Origin of the sequence: Telluria sp. B2, assembly GCF_051789535.1 — a bacterium.
Lineage (GTDB): Bacteria > Pseudomonadota > Gammaproteobacteria > Burkholderiales > Burkholderiaceae_D > Telluria.
Window position 1 is genome coordinate 2,374,949 of the sequence record NZ_CP196525.1, and the last position, 13,928, is coordinate 2,388,876.

Sequence of the window (13,928 nt, forward strand, 5' to 3'; positions counted from 1 at the left end):
CCTGCTTTTTGCGCCAACACGACGCAAAGGTCACGCGTGGGCACAGGGCGCCCACCCTACGAGCGTGTGAAAAGATCGCCATGGCAGCGTTGCATCGTCTCGCCGTGCCCTCGTACTGTCTTCGACAATGCGCCTTGCCCTGACGATTTTTTCACACGCTCTACGGGACTATCGGCTCTACAGGGAGCGCGAATTAAAAAGCCCCAACGAGCTGGACGGGAGTCCAGCCGGTTGGGGCGGTGTCACTGGCGCCGGTGCGGCGCCAGGGCAGGCGAAACGGATTAGTACTCGTAGGCGCCGATGTCGTGTGCGCCGCCGCGCGGACGCGCCACGCCGGCGAAGTCGAGCTTCGGGGCGCGGGTCGCGGTGCCCTTGTTGATGGCAGGCGAGGTGCTCTTCAGGCGGTAGTCGCCGGTGCCGTTCACCTGGTAGTTGACGAACTGCGGTTCGGCCGAGACGGTGCCGGTAACAGTGCCCTTGGCGAGGAATGCGCGGCCGGTGTTGAACACCAGGTTGTTGGCGTAGCGGTTGTTGGTGCCGACCTTGCCCATCTCGGTGATGCCGTAGCCGTTACGGTAGACGATGTTGTTGGCCACGTAGTTGTTGCTGGTGCCGGCAGCGGTGGCGCCGCTGTCGCCATGACCGATCACGATGCCCATCTTGTTGCCGAAGATGGTGTTGTTGACGAAGGTGTTCGACGTCGCGCCGTGCCAGCTGTTGATACCGACCGACGCCACGCCCGAGATGATGTTGTTCGAGACGGTGTTGTTCTGGTTGGTTACGTAAATACCCTGCACGGTGTTACAGCTCTGGGCAGCGACCCACTGGGCGCCGACGTTGCGCACCACGTTCGAATCGATGACCGCGCCGCCGCCCGGACCCCAGGCGTCGATCGCCGCGCCGCCGCTGCCGTTGCAGCCGCCGGTGACCTTCAGGTCGTGCACGAAGTTGTTCGAGATGATCTCGTGGCCGCCTTCAGCCAGGATGCCGATACGGCCGGTGCCGCTGATGTCGAAGCCGACGATGTCGACGTAGGCGCCCTTCGAGTTCCAGCCGAGGCCGGTGCCCGAGAAGACGATCTTCGCGCCCCATTTCACGTCCGACTGGAAGCGGATGCGGGCCGAGGCCGTGCCGCTCTTGGTGGTGCGGATGCCGGCGCTCGACAGCGAAGGCGCGGCGACGGTGTAGGTGCCGGGAGCGACGTGGATGACGTAGCCGGCGCGGGCCAGGGCGTCGGCGCGGGCGATGGTTTTCACCGGCTTGGCTTGCGTGCCCGGGTTCGAGTCCGAACCGGTCGGCGAGACGTACAGGTGGCCGGTGACGGTGGTCGCGCTCGAGAGCACGGGAGCGGTGGCGACGACCGGTTCGGCGGCGGCGGCGCTCGGAGCAGCCGAATCGTAGGCCGGCTCGACGAGCATTTCCTTGGCGGTCTGGGCGGAGGCGGTACCGGCCAGCAGGACCATGGCGCTGGCGCACAGGAGTTGGTTGATACGGACGTTTGCAACGAGAGGAGCGAATTTCATCAGAACTTACCCTAGCTAAATAGCGTGAAAGAGTAAGCTTTGAGGGGAGGAAACTTCCTAAGTTCAATGTTTTGAGGAAAAAATTTCCGCGCGTTATGAAGACGTACATACAGTTTCAAATCAGGAAAACAAAGGCGGATGCTGCGCAAACCCGGTCCGGGCATGCCAGTTGCCGAGGCCGGCGTCGAGGTGGCCGGCGGTGAAGCGGGGAGGAGAAGAGGCGCCGTAGACTCTAATGCCGTTCAGTGAAGCCGTAGTCGTGGGGCGGGCACCTCGTGCCCACGCGTTATGCAGGTGGCCGTCAGTCACATGCGGCGACATTTCGCCCGCAACGTGTGCAATGGAAGCGGGCCAGGATTGACCTTAGCGGGCAAGAAGTTCCTGGCGGCAGACGAAGGAAGCGCACGTAACGCGTGGGCACGGAGTGCCCACCCTACGATGCCTGCCCGAACCAAGCTCTTTCCAGCTTGACTGAACGGCATTACGCCGTGGACCCGGCGTGCGCGGGCCTGGCGCGGTCGGCGGCCCTGCAGGGCAGGGTGCTGGCGTCTCAGCAGCCGGCCAGCAGGCTCTCGAGCGTTTTCCAGTCCACCGGCTTGGTGAGGTGGTGATCGATGCCGCTGGTCCGGGAACGGACCCGGTCCACCTGTTGTCCCCAGCCGGTGAGGGCGATGATTTTCATGCCCGCAAAACGCGGGTCGGCGCGGATGCGCCGCGCCACCTCGTAGCCGTCCATCTCCGGCATGCCGATGTCGAGCACCACGGCGTGGGGCGGCGCGGACGCCATGTCGTCGAGGGCCGCCAGCGCCGCGGGGCCGTCGTAGCGCACCTCGACCGTGGCGCCTTTCAGTTCCAGCAGCAGGTGCAGCGAATCGGCGGCGTCGCGGTTGTCGTCCACTACAAGCACCTGGCAACCGAGCAGCGCTGCGGCGCCGGCCGCGCCATCTGACGGCGCCGCGGCGCCGGCGCCGTCCGCACGCAGGGGCAGGCGCACGACAAACTCGCTGCCCTGGCCCGGGCCGGCGCTATGGGCCTCGACGGTGCCGCCGTGCAGCTCGACCAGCTGGCGCACCATGGTCAGGCCGATGCCCAGCCCGCCCTGGTGCCGGTCCGAGGGCGCGTGCGCCTGGGTGAACATCTCGAACACATGGGGCAGGGCGGCCGCGTCGATGCCGATCCCGGTGTCGCGCACGCGGATGACGGCCATGTCGCCCTCGCGCCCGGCTTCGAGCCAGATCCGTCCGCCGCGGTCGGTGTACTTGGCGGCGTTGTTGAGCACGTTGGCGAACACCTGGGTCAGGCGCACCTTGTCGGCCTGGAGCATCAGGGTCTCGGCAGGCAGCGACACGGCGAACGTGTGCTGCGCCCCGTCGATGGCCGGCTGGCTGGTCTCGATGGCGCTGGCGAGGATGTCCGCCAGGGCCACCGGCGCCTTGCTCAGGCCGATCTTGCCGCGCGTGATGCGCGAGACATCCATCAGGTCGTTCACCAGGCGCACCATCTGGCGCACCTGGCGGTCGATCATCTCGACGATGCGGTCGCTCGCGCGCCGTCCCTCCGGATGGCGCAGCAGGTGTACGGCATTGCTGATCGGCGCCAGCGGATTGCGCAGCTCGTGGGCGAGGGTGGCGAGGAACTCGTCCTTGCGGCGGTCGGCGTCGCGCAGGGCTGCCTCGGTCTGGACCGTGGCGCTGATGTCGATGCAGATGCCGACGTGGCCGCGGAAACGCGCGTCCGCCCCGAACCAGGGAGCGCCATGGGCGTCGAAGGGGGGCCAGCCATTGTCCTTGATGCGGATGCGCACGCGGCGCTGGTACCTGGCCTGCCTGCGCAGGGCGTCGGTCACCGTATCCAGGTAGGCGGGCCGGTCGTCGGGATGCAGGACAGCGTGCCAGCCCTGTCCCAGCAGGCGTTCGGGCGGCAGGCCCACGACTTCCAGGTAGCGCTGGTTGAAGTAGACGGCGCGTCCCTCGGCATCGACCTGCCAGATCAGGGCCGGCGAGGCATCGGCCAGCGCCCGGAAGCGCGCCTCGCTTTCGCGCAGGCCGGCCTCGGCGCCCTTGGCCGCGCTGATGTCGAGGATGAATTCGACGCACAGCGATTCGATGCCGCTGTCCACTACCCGGGCCGGCGCGCACAGCCCCCAGAAGCGGCTGCCATCCTTGCGCAGCATCTGTTTCTCGAAGGGGGCGGTGTGGCCGACCTCCTCCAGTTCGTGCGCGGCCCTCGCGGTAATCTCGAGGAATTCGGGTGGCGTCAGGCTGTGCCAGTCGGGCAGGGCCAGCAGTTCGTCGCGGCGGTAGCCACTCATGCGCTCGAAGGCCGGGTTGGCGTCGACAAGGGTGCCGTTGAGCTTCAGGAACAGCACGCCGACGGTTTCGATCGACAGGGCGGCGCGCAATTGCGCCTGGGTCTCGAGCAGCCTCGACTCCACGTGCCGCCGGTGGTCGACCTCGTGCTGCAGCCGGACGTTGGCTTCGGTCAGCAGGCGCGTGCGTTCGGCGACCCGCTGCTCGAGTTCGCGCTGGTCCTCGTGGGCCGCCGCCAGCGCGGTCACCATGCGTTGGGCGGCCGCGGCGTGGGTCGCCAGGCTTTGCAGCAGGCGTGCGTCCTCGCCGTCGAAAGGCCGTGCCGACGTGTGCCGGATCGCCCACACGGTCCCGATCGCCTGTCCGTTCGCGGCCCAGGGGGCGAGCAGGGCTTCGTGGATGGGCGGTCCGGCGCCGCGCAAGGCGGGAAAGCAGCGCTCGGGACGATCGAACAGCAGGGCCGTGCCGCGCTCGAGGACGATTCCGCAGGGGCTGGCGTCGCGCGGCAGGATCGTGCCGAGGCTGCTGGCGAAAGCGCCGGCCGTGGCATGCCAGCGGAAGGTTTCGCCTTCGTCTCCGGACTCGAGGATGCTGATGCCGGCGGAATCGGCATCGCACAGCTGGATGACGAGTTCGGCCAGCTTCTGCAGCACGCGGTGCGGCTGGCTGGCCATTTCGGTGGCGAGCGCGGCGAGCGCGCGGTTTTCCGCGGCGAAGTCCGGCGCATGCGCGGCGCGGCGTCCCAGCTCGGCGGTGATCAGCACCTCGTCGAGGGGGGCGGAAATGCCGGTGTCGCCTGTGTCGGACTGGCTCGCCATCTTGCCTCCGCTTGCTGGAGCGCGGACGCTGCCGGAACGTCCACGGAAGTGGCACAGCTTACCCCGTGGCGATGCCGGCCGGCGCACCGCAGCCCGGCCGGCCCGTGCACGCTCAACGCGCGGCCGCGATGTCCTTCTTCGCCAGCGCCACCGCGGGCGCGAGCGCATCGGCGGCCGTCGCCCGCACGTCGGGAATGACACCGACACGGTCCCAGTCGCTTTTCGTGACCGCGTGGATCACGCGCCGGGTCGCGATCATCGGCACCAGGTGGCTCGTGACCGGCCGTCCGAAACCGCCGTGGGCGCCGCCGCGGGTACGCTCGCCGACGACCCTGGCGCGCCCGAGCTTTTGCAGCGTGTAGGCCAGGTTCTCGGCCGCCGAGAAGGTCTGCGCGCTGGTCAGGATGTAGACCGGCTTCCTGCTGCCGAAGCGCTGCTCCGGCACGCCCGGGTCGGTCCAGGCCGCATGCTGCGTGCCCAGGCGGCGGTCGTACTGGTCGTACAGGTGCACCGGCGTGTCGTCGTACAGGTAGCTCGCCAGCACTGCGATCAGCTGCGGGGAACCGCCGCCGTTCTCGCGCAGGTCGAAGATCAGGGCGTCGGCATCTGCGGCCTCGCTCATGAGCTGGTGGACGAAGGGAGCGGAGTCCGCGGCCGGATAGAAGCTGTCGAAGCGGATCAGCGCAATGTTCCCGTCCAGGCGGCGCGGCGCGGCGAAGCCGAAGTTGTCGGCGCGCGCACGGGCCAGGCGCGCTTCTGCCCGCTGCTTCGCGAGCGCAGGATCGGCAGCGGGTTGCCCGGCCAGCTGGTCTTCCTCGAAGTAGGCGACCTCCGTATGGGAGTCGTGGCAGATGGCGTCGATATCGCGGCTGAGCCTTGCCGCCAGCGCGCGCGAGGCGGAAATGCGGTCGTACTCGCCGCGGTCGCGGCGCGCGCGCAGGTCGCGCGCGACCGTGTTGCCGACTTCGGGGAACACGTACATTTTTTCGAAGGCGGCGGCAATGTCCTCGATGGCCTGGCTGCGCTGCTGGGGTGTCAGCGGCGACTTCGGCGAAGCCGCCACGATGGATGAAACCAGGAGGGAAGCGGATATTGCCATTGTGATGAATGATTTCATGCTAGAGGATGGCAGTTGAGTTGCTGGCATCCTAGCAATATCCGGCGCGTCACACAATGCGTCTTGCATGAAAAGAGAATGTGGCGGCAAGCCGGTCGATCACGGATGCCGGCGCCGGGGCGGACTCGCTTCCTTTACGTTGCCAGGCGGGCCTCGTCAGCGAGTAGGCGACTTCGGTGGCGCTGATGGGCGCCCTTTGCCAGCCTTGCGCCGCCGTGGTCGACTGAAGCTATTCCTTGAAGTACACGACCTGGTGACTCGTCGCCAGCAATTCGCCCTGTTCGCTCCACATCTCGGCGCTCTGGTCGAAGAAGCCGTTGCCGAAGCGCAGCGCGCGGGCCACGCCCAGCAGGGGAGCATTGCCCTGGGCGTCCAGTTGCCGGGCGTCAGCGTGGAAGAAGGTCGTCAGCGCCACGGTGCCGATCGGCACCCACCTGGGGCGGCGCACGAAGATGCGCGGGTAGAAGGCGTCGGACATGGCCGCGAGCGAGAGGAAGTCGAGCGGCCGGCCGGGGGTGTCGCGGATCCACATGCGGGTTTGCGAGGTCTCGCTGGCCGCATCCGTGACGAGGGGCGCGCCGTCCACGAAGCGCATCTCGTAGCGCGCGGTCCAGGCGGCGCGGGCGATGGGCGGGGCGGGGGCGATGCTGGCGGCCGGCGGCACTTCGGGGAAGACGGCGTCGAGGGCGGACCAGGTGTCGCGGCGCAGGGCCGTGACCAGGGTGGCGAAGGCGGCCACCTCGCCGTCCTGCAGCAGCTCGACCTGCCAGTGCTGGGTCGTGCGGTTGGTGCGCATGATCCGGGTGTGCACCGAATAGGCGCCGTCGGGGATCGGCGCGGCGAAATGCACGGTCTGCGATACCGGTTCGCCCAGGCGCTGCGGGTGCTGCATGACGGCATTCATCAGGGTCGCGGCGATCACGCCGCCGAAGGGGCCGACCATGTTGCCGTAGCCGGGGTGGGTCTGGCCGAGGAAGGCGTTCTCGCCCTCGCCCGTCAGGGCAATGGCGGCGTCGAAGTCGTGCTGCCTGCTGTTGTCGCTCATGTGGCTGTCCTTTCTGCCCGCGGTGCCGGGCTGGATGCATCGATCTTGTATTTCCAGCAAGCGATCTTAGCATTCCTCGTGCAGGCTTGCCGGCGAGTACAGGCGTCGAACCTGGGGGCGAAAAAAAACCGTGCCGGGGCACGGTTTTTTTGGGGACTCAGGCGGCCAAGGCTCAGGCAGCTTCGCGCACTGCCTGCAGGTTCTTGCTGTCTTCCTCGACGTAGGTGCCCGACAGGACGGCGTTCATGCGGTCGTGGTCCAGTTCCTTTTCCCACTTCGACACCACGACCGAGGCCACGCCGTTGCCGACGAAGTTGGTCAGGGCGCGGCATTCGCTCATGAAGCGGTCGATGCCGAGGATCAGGGCCATGCCGGCCACCGGGATGGTCGGGACCACCGCCAGCGTCGCCGCCAGGGTGATGAAGCCGGCGCCGGTGATGCCCGAGGCACCTTTCGAGGTCAGCATCGCCACTGCGAGGATGGTCAGTTCCTGGGTCAGGGTCAGGTCGGTGTTGGTTGCCTGGGCAACGAACAGGGCGGCCATGGTCATGTAGATGTTGGTGCCGTCCAGGTTGAACGAATAGCCGGTCGGAACCACCAGACCCACCACCGATTTCGAGCAGCCGAGCTTTTCCAGCTTGCGCATCAGGGCCGGCAGGGCCGATTCCGACGAGCTGGTGCCGAGCACGATCAGCAGTTCTTCCTTGATGTAGCTGATGAACTTGAAGATCGAGAAGCCGGTCAGCTTGGCGATGGTGCCGAGCACGACGACGACGAACAGGCCGCAGGTCAGGTAGAAGGAACCCATCAGCTTGGCCAGCGGGATCAGCGAGGCCAGGCCGTATTTGCCGATGGTGAAGGCCATTGCGCCGAAGGCGCCGATCGGTGCGACCTTCATGACGATGTTCACGACGCCGAAGATGACGTGGGAGAAGTCCTCGATGATGCGGGTCGTCGGACGGCCGCGCTCACCCAGCATCGACAGCGCCACGCCGAACAGGATCGCGATCAGCAGCACCTGCAGGATGTCGCCCTTGGCGAAGGCATCCACGAAGGTGTTCGGAATGATGTTCATCAGGAAGTCGACCGTGCTCTGGTGCTGGGCCTTCTCCGTGTACTGGGCGATGGCCTTGGTGTCGAGGTGGGCGACGTCGACGTTGAAGCCGGCGCCCGGCTTGGCGATGTTCGCCACCAGCAGGCCGATCACCAGGGCGAAGGTGGACACGACTTCGAAATAGAGCAGGGCCTTGCCGCCGACGCGGCCGACTTTCTTCATGTCCTGCATACCAGCAATGCCGGCGACGACGGTACAGAAGATCACCGGCGCGATGATCATCTTGATCAGTTTGATGAAGCCGTCTCCCAAAGGCTTCATCTTGGTGCCGAGCTCGGGGTAGAACACGCCGAGCAGTACGCCCAACACGATGGCGAACAGCACCTGTACATACAGGACTTTATAGAATGGCTTTTTCATGACAACTCTTCACGAGAGGTTGATGGTGAAGACATCATCACAAAATCTCCCCGCGGCGCATATTGTGGATATCCGCAGGTCCGTGAATGACCGTCATATCGTTTGTTGATTACAACGGTGATGGTCGATATCAATTTACGTAATGACAGATGGCGGTGCGTGGGTGCACCACGGAAGGGCGTGCGGGGTTTGTAGGGTGGACTCCCGAGTCCACGCGGTACGGCTTATGCGCGTCGATATGCTTGCAGGTGGCCGGGAACGCATCGACACGAAAGACAGCGTGGACTCGGGAGTCCACCCTACCAAACCATCACGGCTTGCGATCGTTTCGTTGGGTGGGATCAGCGGCGATAGATCTTCCCGCCCTTCATCACGAACCCCACCTTGCGCAGCGCCGCGATATCCGCCGTCGGATCACCCTCGACGGCCACCACGTCGGCCAGCGCTCCCGGCGCCAGGCGGCCCAGGTCCTTCTCCTTGCCGAGGATGCCGGCCGCCACCGTGGTCGCGGCGCGCAGCGCTTCCACCGGCGTCATCCCCAGGCGCACCATCCATTCCAGCTCGCGCGCGTTGGTCCCGTGCGTGAACACGCCGACGTCGCTGCCGTTGCCGATCACCACGCCGAGCCGGCGCGCCAGCCCGAAGGCGCGCGCCGCTTCCTTCATCGACGGCGTCGGCTCGCCGCCGCGCACGTGCTTCTGGAAGTATTCGCCGATCGCCTCCGGCGCCGTGAGCGTCGGGATATAGGCCGTGCCGCGCTCCTTCATCAGGCGGAAGGTCGCTTCGCTGGCGCCATAGCCGTGCTCGATGGTGTCGGCGCCGGCCAGCACGGCCATGCGGATCGCCTCGTCGGTGCTGGCGTGGGCCGCCACCTTGCGTCCGGTGACGTGGGCCGCCGCCACCATCGCCTTCATTTCTTCCAGCGTGAAGGTCGGGCGGCTGCTGCCGTCCACGCCGGTGCGGTAGTCGGCATAGAACTTGATCCAGTCGGCGCCGTGCGCAGCCTGCTCGCGCACGGCCTTGGTCACTTCGTCGACGCCGGTCGCTTCCTGGGCGCCGTAGGGAATCTCCATGTCAGGGCGGTAGCTGCGCTCGGCCGGACCATAGCTGAAGCTGGCGACGATGGCCTTGGTCGCGATCAGGAGGCGCGGGCCCTCGACCACGCCGCCTTCGATGGCGCGCTTGACGCCGACGTCGGCATAGTTGGCGCCTTCCGTGCCGAGGTCGCGCAGGGTGGTGAAGCCGGCCTGCAGGGTGTCCTTGGCGTGCTTCCCGGCCAGCAGGGTGCGGTACTCGACCTGCTCCTTGATCACCTGGTCGTCCCAGGTGGTCTCGTTGTAGGGGTGGAGCAGCACGTGCGAGTGCAGGTCGATCAGGCCCGGGATCAGGGTCTTGCCGGGCAGGGCGATGCGCTCGGCGTCCGGCGGCGCGCTGATCCGGTCGGCCGGGCCGACTTCCCTGATGCGGCCGTCGGCGACCAGCACCGCCCAGCCGGCGCGCGCCTGGCCCTCGCCGGTCCAGACGCGGTCGGCCGTCAGGAGGAGCTTGCGCGGCGCGGCAGGTTCGACTGCCTGGGCTGGCTGGGCTGCCTGGGTTGTAGCGGCCAGCAGGCCGAGGGCGGTGAGCGCAAGTTTCCTGGTCCAGCGGGGCATGGCGGTCTTCCAAAAAGTTGTGAAGATGAAATGATAATGGACGCCGCCGCCCTTGCGGGGTTTCGCTTGCCACCCTCGCTTGCGGTATCCTTGCGCGCGGGCGCAGCGGGTGCGCCACCAGGGATCGAAAGGCAGGGATGAACCAGGCAGGGACCAAGCGGGAAGAAGCGCAGGGCGTGACGCCCCTGTTGCAGCAGGCGGTCGCGCTCCACCAGAAAGGCCGGCTGCAGGAAGCCGCGCAGCTCTACCGCCAGGTGCTGGCGCTGGCGCCGCGCCAGTTCGATGCCCTGCACCTGCTGGGCGTGATCGCGCGCCAGCAGGGCGATGCGGCGGGCGCGGTGGAGCTGATCGGGCAGGCGATCGCGCTCAAGCCGGACCAGGCCAATGCCCACTGCAACCTGGGCGCCGCGCTGCAGGACCTGGGCCGCAGCGAAGCGGCGCTCGCCAGCTACGAGACGGCGCTGCGCCTGCATCCCCAGTACGCGATGGCCTACGCCAACCGCGGCAACGCGCTGCGCAAGCTGGGACGCGCGCGCGAGGCGGTGGACAGCTACGGGCGCGCGCTGGCGCTGCAGCCGCGCTATCCGGAGGCGGCCTGCAACCGCGCGGCCGCGCTGCTGGAACTGGGCGAGCCCGAGGCGGCGCTGGCCAGCGCCGAGCTGGCGCTGGCAGGCCAGCCACGCTACGCCCAGGCCCTGTGCGTGCGCGCCAACGCCCTCTACCTGCTGCGCCGCCTGCGCGACGCGCTGGCCGGCTACGACGCGGCGCTCGCGCTCGACGCGACCATGGCCGAGGCCCACGCCGGGCGCGCCATGACGCTGCACCGGCTGCGCCGTTTCGACGAGGCGCTGCGCGCCCATGACCAGGCGCTGGCGCTGCGTCCGGCGCATGCGGCCACCCGCGAACACCGCGCCGCCACCCTGGCCGCGCTCGGCCGGCGCGAGGAGGCGATCCTTGCATACCAGGCCGCGCAGCGCATGCTCGAGGAGCAGGGCGCCGATGGCTCCCGCATCGGCTTCGCCCTGGCCGCCCTGGGCGTGGGCGAGACGCCGGAACGCGCGCCCCAGGAGTATGTGAAGGCGCTGTTCGACCAGTACGCCGGCCACTTCGACCAGCACCTGACCGAGGTGCTGGACTACCGCACGCCGGAAGCGATCGCAGCGGCCCTGGAAAGCGCGCAGGCGCCGCTGGACGGCGACGTGCTCGACCTGGGCTGCGGCACGGGTTTGTGCGCGCCCCACCTGCGGCCGCGCCCGCGCAGCCTGGCGGGCGTCGACCTGTCCGAGCGCATGCTGGAGAAGGCGCGTCAATCCGGCCTGTACGACCGTCTCGTGTGCGCCGACATCACCGCCTTCCTGGCCCGGGAGCAGGCGGCCTTCGACCTCATCGTCGCCGCCGACGTCTTCGTCTACTTCGGCGAACTGGCCGAGGTGTTCGCGCTGGCCAGGCGCGCCCTGCGTCCGGGCGGGGCCTTCTGCTTCTCGACCGAGACCGTGGAGGGCGAAGGCTTCGTGCTGCAGCCCTCGAACCGCTACGCCCATTCGGCAGCCTACCTGCGCACCCTGGCCCAGGCCCAGGGCTTCGAGACCGCGCTGCTGCAACCGGCGCCGCTGCGCAGCGAGAACGGTGTGCCCATCGCCGGCCAGGTCGCCGTGCTGCGCCTGGCGCCAGCCCCTGCCTGATCAGGCCGAACGCGTGCCGCGGGTGTGCACGCCCAGGCAGAGCGCGCCCGTGAGCAGGGCCAGGCTCACGTGCAGGCCGTAGAGCGGCAGGAAGTCGGCCCGCACCAGGCCCGCGTGGCCGACGAACAGCACCGTGACCGCCACCCCCAGCACCGTACCCAACTGGCGGATCGCCTGGTTCACCGCGCTGCCGACCGCGTACTGCGTCGCCGGCAGCTGGGCCACCGCCGCGCCCGACAGCGAGGGCAGCACCATGCCGACGCCGGCGCCGCTGAGCAGCAGTCCCGGCAGCCAGTGGCTGGCGTAGGCCGGCTCGGTGCCCGGCACCAGCAGCAGCCATAGCCCGCTCAGCGCATACACCAGCGCTCCCGTCACCAGCACCCGGCGGTGCCCGTAGCGCCCGGCGATGCGTCCGGCCAGGATCGCGGTCGGCACCACGGTCAGCGGCCCCGGCGTGACGGCCAGGCCGGCAGCCGGCAGGCTGTAGCCCCAGACCCCGGTCAGGTAGGCGAAATACGAGAAGAACATGATCGCGAAGGCCATGCCGAAGCTGAGCGTGGCCAGGTTCACCAGGCTGTAGCTGCGGTTGGCGAACAGGGCCAGGTCGACCAGGGGCGCCTGCGCGGTGCGCGCCCAGAGGACGAAGGCGGCCAGCGCCACGAAGCCGGTTGCGGCCAGCACCGCCAGTTCGGTGCGCGTCCATTGCGGCGCATCCGATTGCGTGATCGCCATCGCCACGGCGCCCACCGCCAGGATCAGGAGCAGCATGCCGACGACATCGACACGCGCGCGCCGCCCCGCCGTGCGCAGCTCGCGCAGGCGCGCCGCGCCGAACCACAGCGACAGGGCGCCCAGCGGCAGGTTCAGGTAGAAGGCCCTGGGCCAGCCGAAGCGCTCGACCACCAGGCTGCCCAGGCTGGGGCCGACCGCCGCCGCCAGGCCGCCGACCGCGCCCCAGAGGCTGACCGCGACCGCGCGCTTCTCCTTCGGGAAGGCGTCGAGGACGATCGACAGCGAGGCCGGCGTGAGCAGCGCCGCGCCGAAGGCCTGGGCGACGCGTGCGGCCACCAGCAGGCCGACGCTGTCGGCCATGCCGCAGGCCGCGGAGGCGGCCAGGAACAGCGCGACGCCGGCCAGGAAGACGCGCTTCCTGCCGTGGGCGTCGGCCAGGCCGCCTGCCGGCACCAGCATGGTCGCGTAGACCACGGTGTAGGCGTTCAGCACCCAGGACAGGTCGGCGGCCGTCGCGGCGGGGAAAGCCCGCTGCAGGGCGCCGAAGGCGGCGAACAGCACCGTGCTGTCGAGGGATACCAGGAAGACGGCGATGCTGGCGATCCAGAAGGTCGGCCAGGGCGAAACCTGCGCCGGTGTACTCGCGGCGGCAGGGGCGGGAAGGGTCGTCGGTGTGCGCATGGCGGCTCGCTCAGCGGGTGCGATCGATGCAGATGCCGGCTTCGCGCGCGGCGGCGCAGACCTTGCGGGCGCCCTGGGCCAGGGCATGGCGGGCTAAGGCGAGGCCGAGGCCGCGTTTGGCGCCCGTGACCAGGACGGTGGCGTTCTGGAGCTTCATGCTTGTTTCCTTTCAGGTTGGTTGGACTGCGGTTTCATTGGAATATGATGGCCATAATATTTTGGTTCGGCAAAAAGGCTGCACAAGGCAGCCCCGGGGTGATGGTTCAGGCGGGAGCGCGGTCGTACTGGTCGAGGATGGCGGTGCGCGCCGCCTGCAGCAGTTCGCCGGCGCTGTCGCCCAGCACCCGGGCAAGTTGCACCGTGCCCACCAGGCTGCCGGTGATGACGGCGGCCTGCTGCGGGTCCGCGCCCGGGGGCAGGGCCTGGCGCACCGTCTCGATCAGGCCCAGCACGCGGCGGCGCGAGGCCTCGCGCACGTCTTCCTGCTGGCGCACCATTTCCGAGCCGAGGGCGGCGACCGGGCAGCCCATGTCCTGTGCGGCCAGGTGTTCCGGCGACAGGTAGGCTTCGACCAGGGCGCGCAGGGGGCTGGCGCCGGCCTCGAGGCTGGCAGCGATGCGCTTGCCGAGGATCCTGCGGCTGCTCGTTCCCGCATGCTCGACCGCCGCCGCCAGCAGCGCGTCGCGCGACTTGAAGTGGGCGTAGAAGCCGCCGTGGGTGAGGCCCGCTTCCTTCATCACCTCGGCCACGCCGACGCCGTCATAGCCGCGGCGCCGTACCGCGCGGGCGGCGGCGTCGAGGATGCGCTGGTGCGACAGTTCGCGCCGGGTCTGCTTCGATTCGGTGTTCATGATGCCTGGCTGTTGTCGATATGATGAACTTCATATTATGACCA

General features: G+C 68.5%; 10 protein-coding genes. 1 reads left to right on the forward strand and 9 read right to left on the reverse strand.

Annotation, left to right across the window (positions count from 1 at the left end):
* Nucleotides 1-281: 281 nt before the first annotated feature.
* From ACSUZJ_RS10645 to ACSUZJ_RS10670, 6 genes are all read right to left on the reverse strand, one after another.
* Complete coding sequence (locus ACSUZJ_RS10645; protein WP_499415899.1) at nucleotides 282-1,523, reverse strand: right-handed parallel beta-helix repeat-containing protein; 1,242 nt, start codon at nucleotides 1,521-1,523, stop codon at nucleotides 282-284.
* A gap of 550 nt (nucleotides 1,524-2,073) precedes the next feature.
* Nucleotides 2,074-4,650, reverse strand: a complete 2,577-nt coding sequence (locus ACSUZJ_RS10650; protein WP_499415901.1) for a PAS domain S-box protein — start codon at nucleotides 4,648-4,650, stop codon at nucleotides 2,074-2,076.
* A 112-nt stretch (nucleotides 4,651-4,762) separates the two neighbouring features.
* Entirely contained in the window at nucleotides 4,763-5,749 is a 987-nt protein-coding gene (locus ACSUZJ_RS10655) for a S41 family peptidase (protein WP_499415903.1), read from the reverse strand.
* Nucleotides 5,750-5,996: 247 nt separating this feature from the next.
* Nucleotides 5,997-6,812 carry an acyl-CoA thioesterase gene (locus ACSUZJ_RS10660; protein ID WP_499415905.1) on the reverse strand — a complete coding sequence of 272 codons (816 nt, stop codon included), beginning with the start codon at nucleotides 6,810-6,812 and terminating at the stop codon, nucleotides 5,997-5,999.
* 172 nt (nucleotides 6,813-6,984) lie between these two features.
* The gene (locus ACSUZJ_RS10665; protein ID WP_499415907.1) at nucleotides 6,985-8,286 is read right to left on the reverse strand and encodes a dicarboxylate/amino acid:cation symporter; all 1,302 of its coding nucleotides are present in this window, start codon (nucleotides 8,284-8,286) and stop codon (nucleotides 6,985-6,987) included.
* Between the two features lie 341 nt (nucleotides 8,287-8,627).
* Nucleotides 8,628-9,938 (reverse strand): amidohydrolase family protein, encoded by a 1,311-nt coding sequence (locus ACSUZJ_RS10670; RefSeq protein ID WP_499415909.1) that lies wholly within the window; start codon nucleotides 9,936-9,938, stop codon nucleotides 8,628-8,630.
* A 137-nt stretch (nucleotides 9,939-10,075) separates the two neighbouring features.
* Here ACSUZJ_RS10670 and ACSUZJ_RS10675 point away from each other — a divergent pair, with 137 nt between their 5' ends.
* Complete coding sequence (locus ACSUZJ_RS10675; protein ID WP_499415911.1) at nucleotides 10,076-11,620, forward strand: tetratricopeptide repeat protein; 1,545 nt, start codon at nucleotides 10,076-10,078, stop codon at nucleotides 11,618-11,620.
* Here ACSUZJ_RS10675 and ACSUZJ_RS10680 read toward each other — a convergent pair whose 3' ends face one another.
* The 3 genes from ACSUZJ_RS10680 to ACSUZJ_RS10690 form a co-directional block, all read right to left on the reverse strand.
* Complete coding sequence (locus ACSUZJ_RS10680) at nucleotides 11,621-13,033, reverse strand: MFS transporter (RefSeq protein ID WP_499415913.1); 1,413 nt, start codon at nucleotides 13,031-13,033, stop codon at nucleotides 11,621-11,623.
* Between the two features lie 10 nt (nucleotides 13,034-13,043).
* Nucleotides 13,044-13,190, reverse strand: coding sequence for a hypothetical protein (locus ACSUZJ_RS10685; protein ID WP_499415915.1), 147 nt, complete (start codon nucleotides 13,188-13,190; stop codon nucleotides 13,044-13,046).
* Between the two features lie 106 nt (nucleotides 13,191-13,296).
* Nucleotides 13,297-13,884, reverse strand: a complete 588-nt coding sequence (locus tag ACSUZJ_RS10690) for a TetR/AcrR family transcriptional regulator (RefSeq protein ID WP_499415917.1) — start codon at nucleotides 13,882-13,884, stop codon at nucleotides 13,297-13,299.
* Nucleotides 13,885-13,928 lie beyond the last annotated feature (44 nt).

What these genes read in the sequence shown, in the direction of transcription:
- ACSUZJ_RS10645 (WP_499415899.1), bottom strand. Translation starts at nt 1,523, where the DNA reads ATGAAATTCGCTCCTCTCGTTGCAAACGTCCGTATCAACCAACTCCTG.
- ACSUZJ_RS10650 (WP_499415901.1), bottom strand. Translation starts at nt 4,650, where the DNA reads ATGGCGAGCCAGTCCGACACAGGCGACACCGGCATTTCCGCCCCCCTC.
- ACSUZJ_RS10655 (WP_499415903.1), bottom strand. Translation starts at nt 5,749, where the DNA reads ATGGCAATATCCGCTTCCCTCCTGGTTTCATCCATCGTGGCGGCTTCG.
- ACSUZJ_RS10660 (WP_499415905.1), bottom strand. Translation starts at nt 6,812, where the DNA reads ATGAGCGACAACAGCAGGCAGCACGACTTCGACGCCGCCATTGCCCTG.
- ACSUZJ_RS10665 (WP_499415907.1), bottom strand. Translation starts at nt 8,286, where the DNA reads ATGAAAAAGCCATTCTATAAAGTCCTGTATGTACAGGTGCTGTTCGCC.
- ACSUZJ_RS10670 (WP_499415909.1), bottom strand. Translation starts at nt 9,938, where the DNA reads ATGCCCCGCTGGACCAGGAAACTTGCGCTCACCGCCCTCGGCCTGCTG.
- ACSUZJ_RS10675 (WP_499415911.1), top strand. Translation starts at nt 10,076, where the DNA reads ATGAACCAGGCAGGGACCAAGCGGGAAGAAGCGCAGGGCGTGACGCCC.
- ACSUZJ_RS10680 (WP_499415913.1), bottom strand. Translation starts at nt 13,033, where the DNA reads ATGCGCACACCGACGACCCTTCCCGCCCCTGCCGCCGCGAGTACACCG.
- ACSUZJ_RS10685 (WP_499415915.1), bottom strand. Translation starts at nt 13,190, where the DNA reads ATGAAGCTCCAGAACGCCACCGTCCTGGTCACGGGCGCCAAACGCGGC.
- ACSUZJ_RS10690 (WP_499415917.1), bottom strand. Translation starts at nt 13,884, where the DNA reads ATGAACACCGAATCGAAGCAGACCCGGCGCGAACTGTCGCACCAGCGC.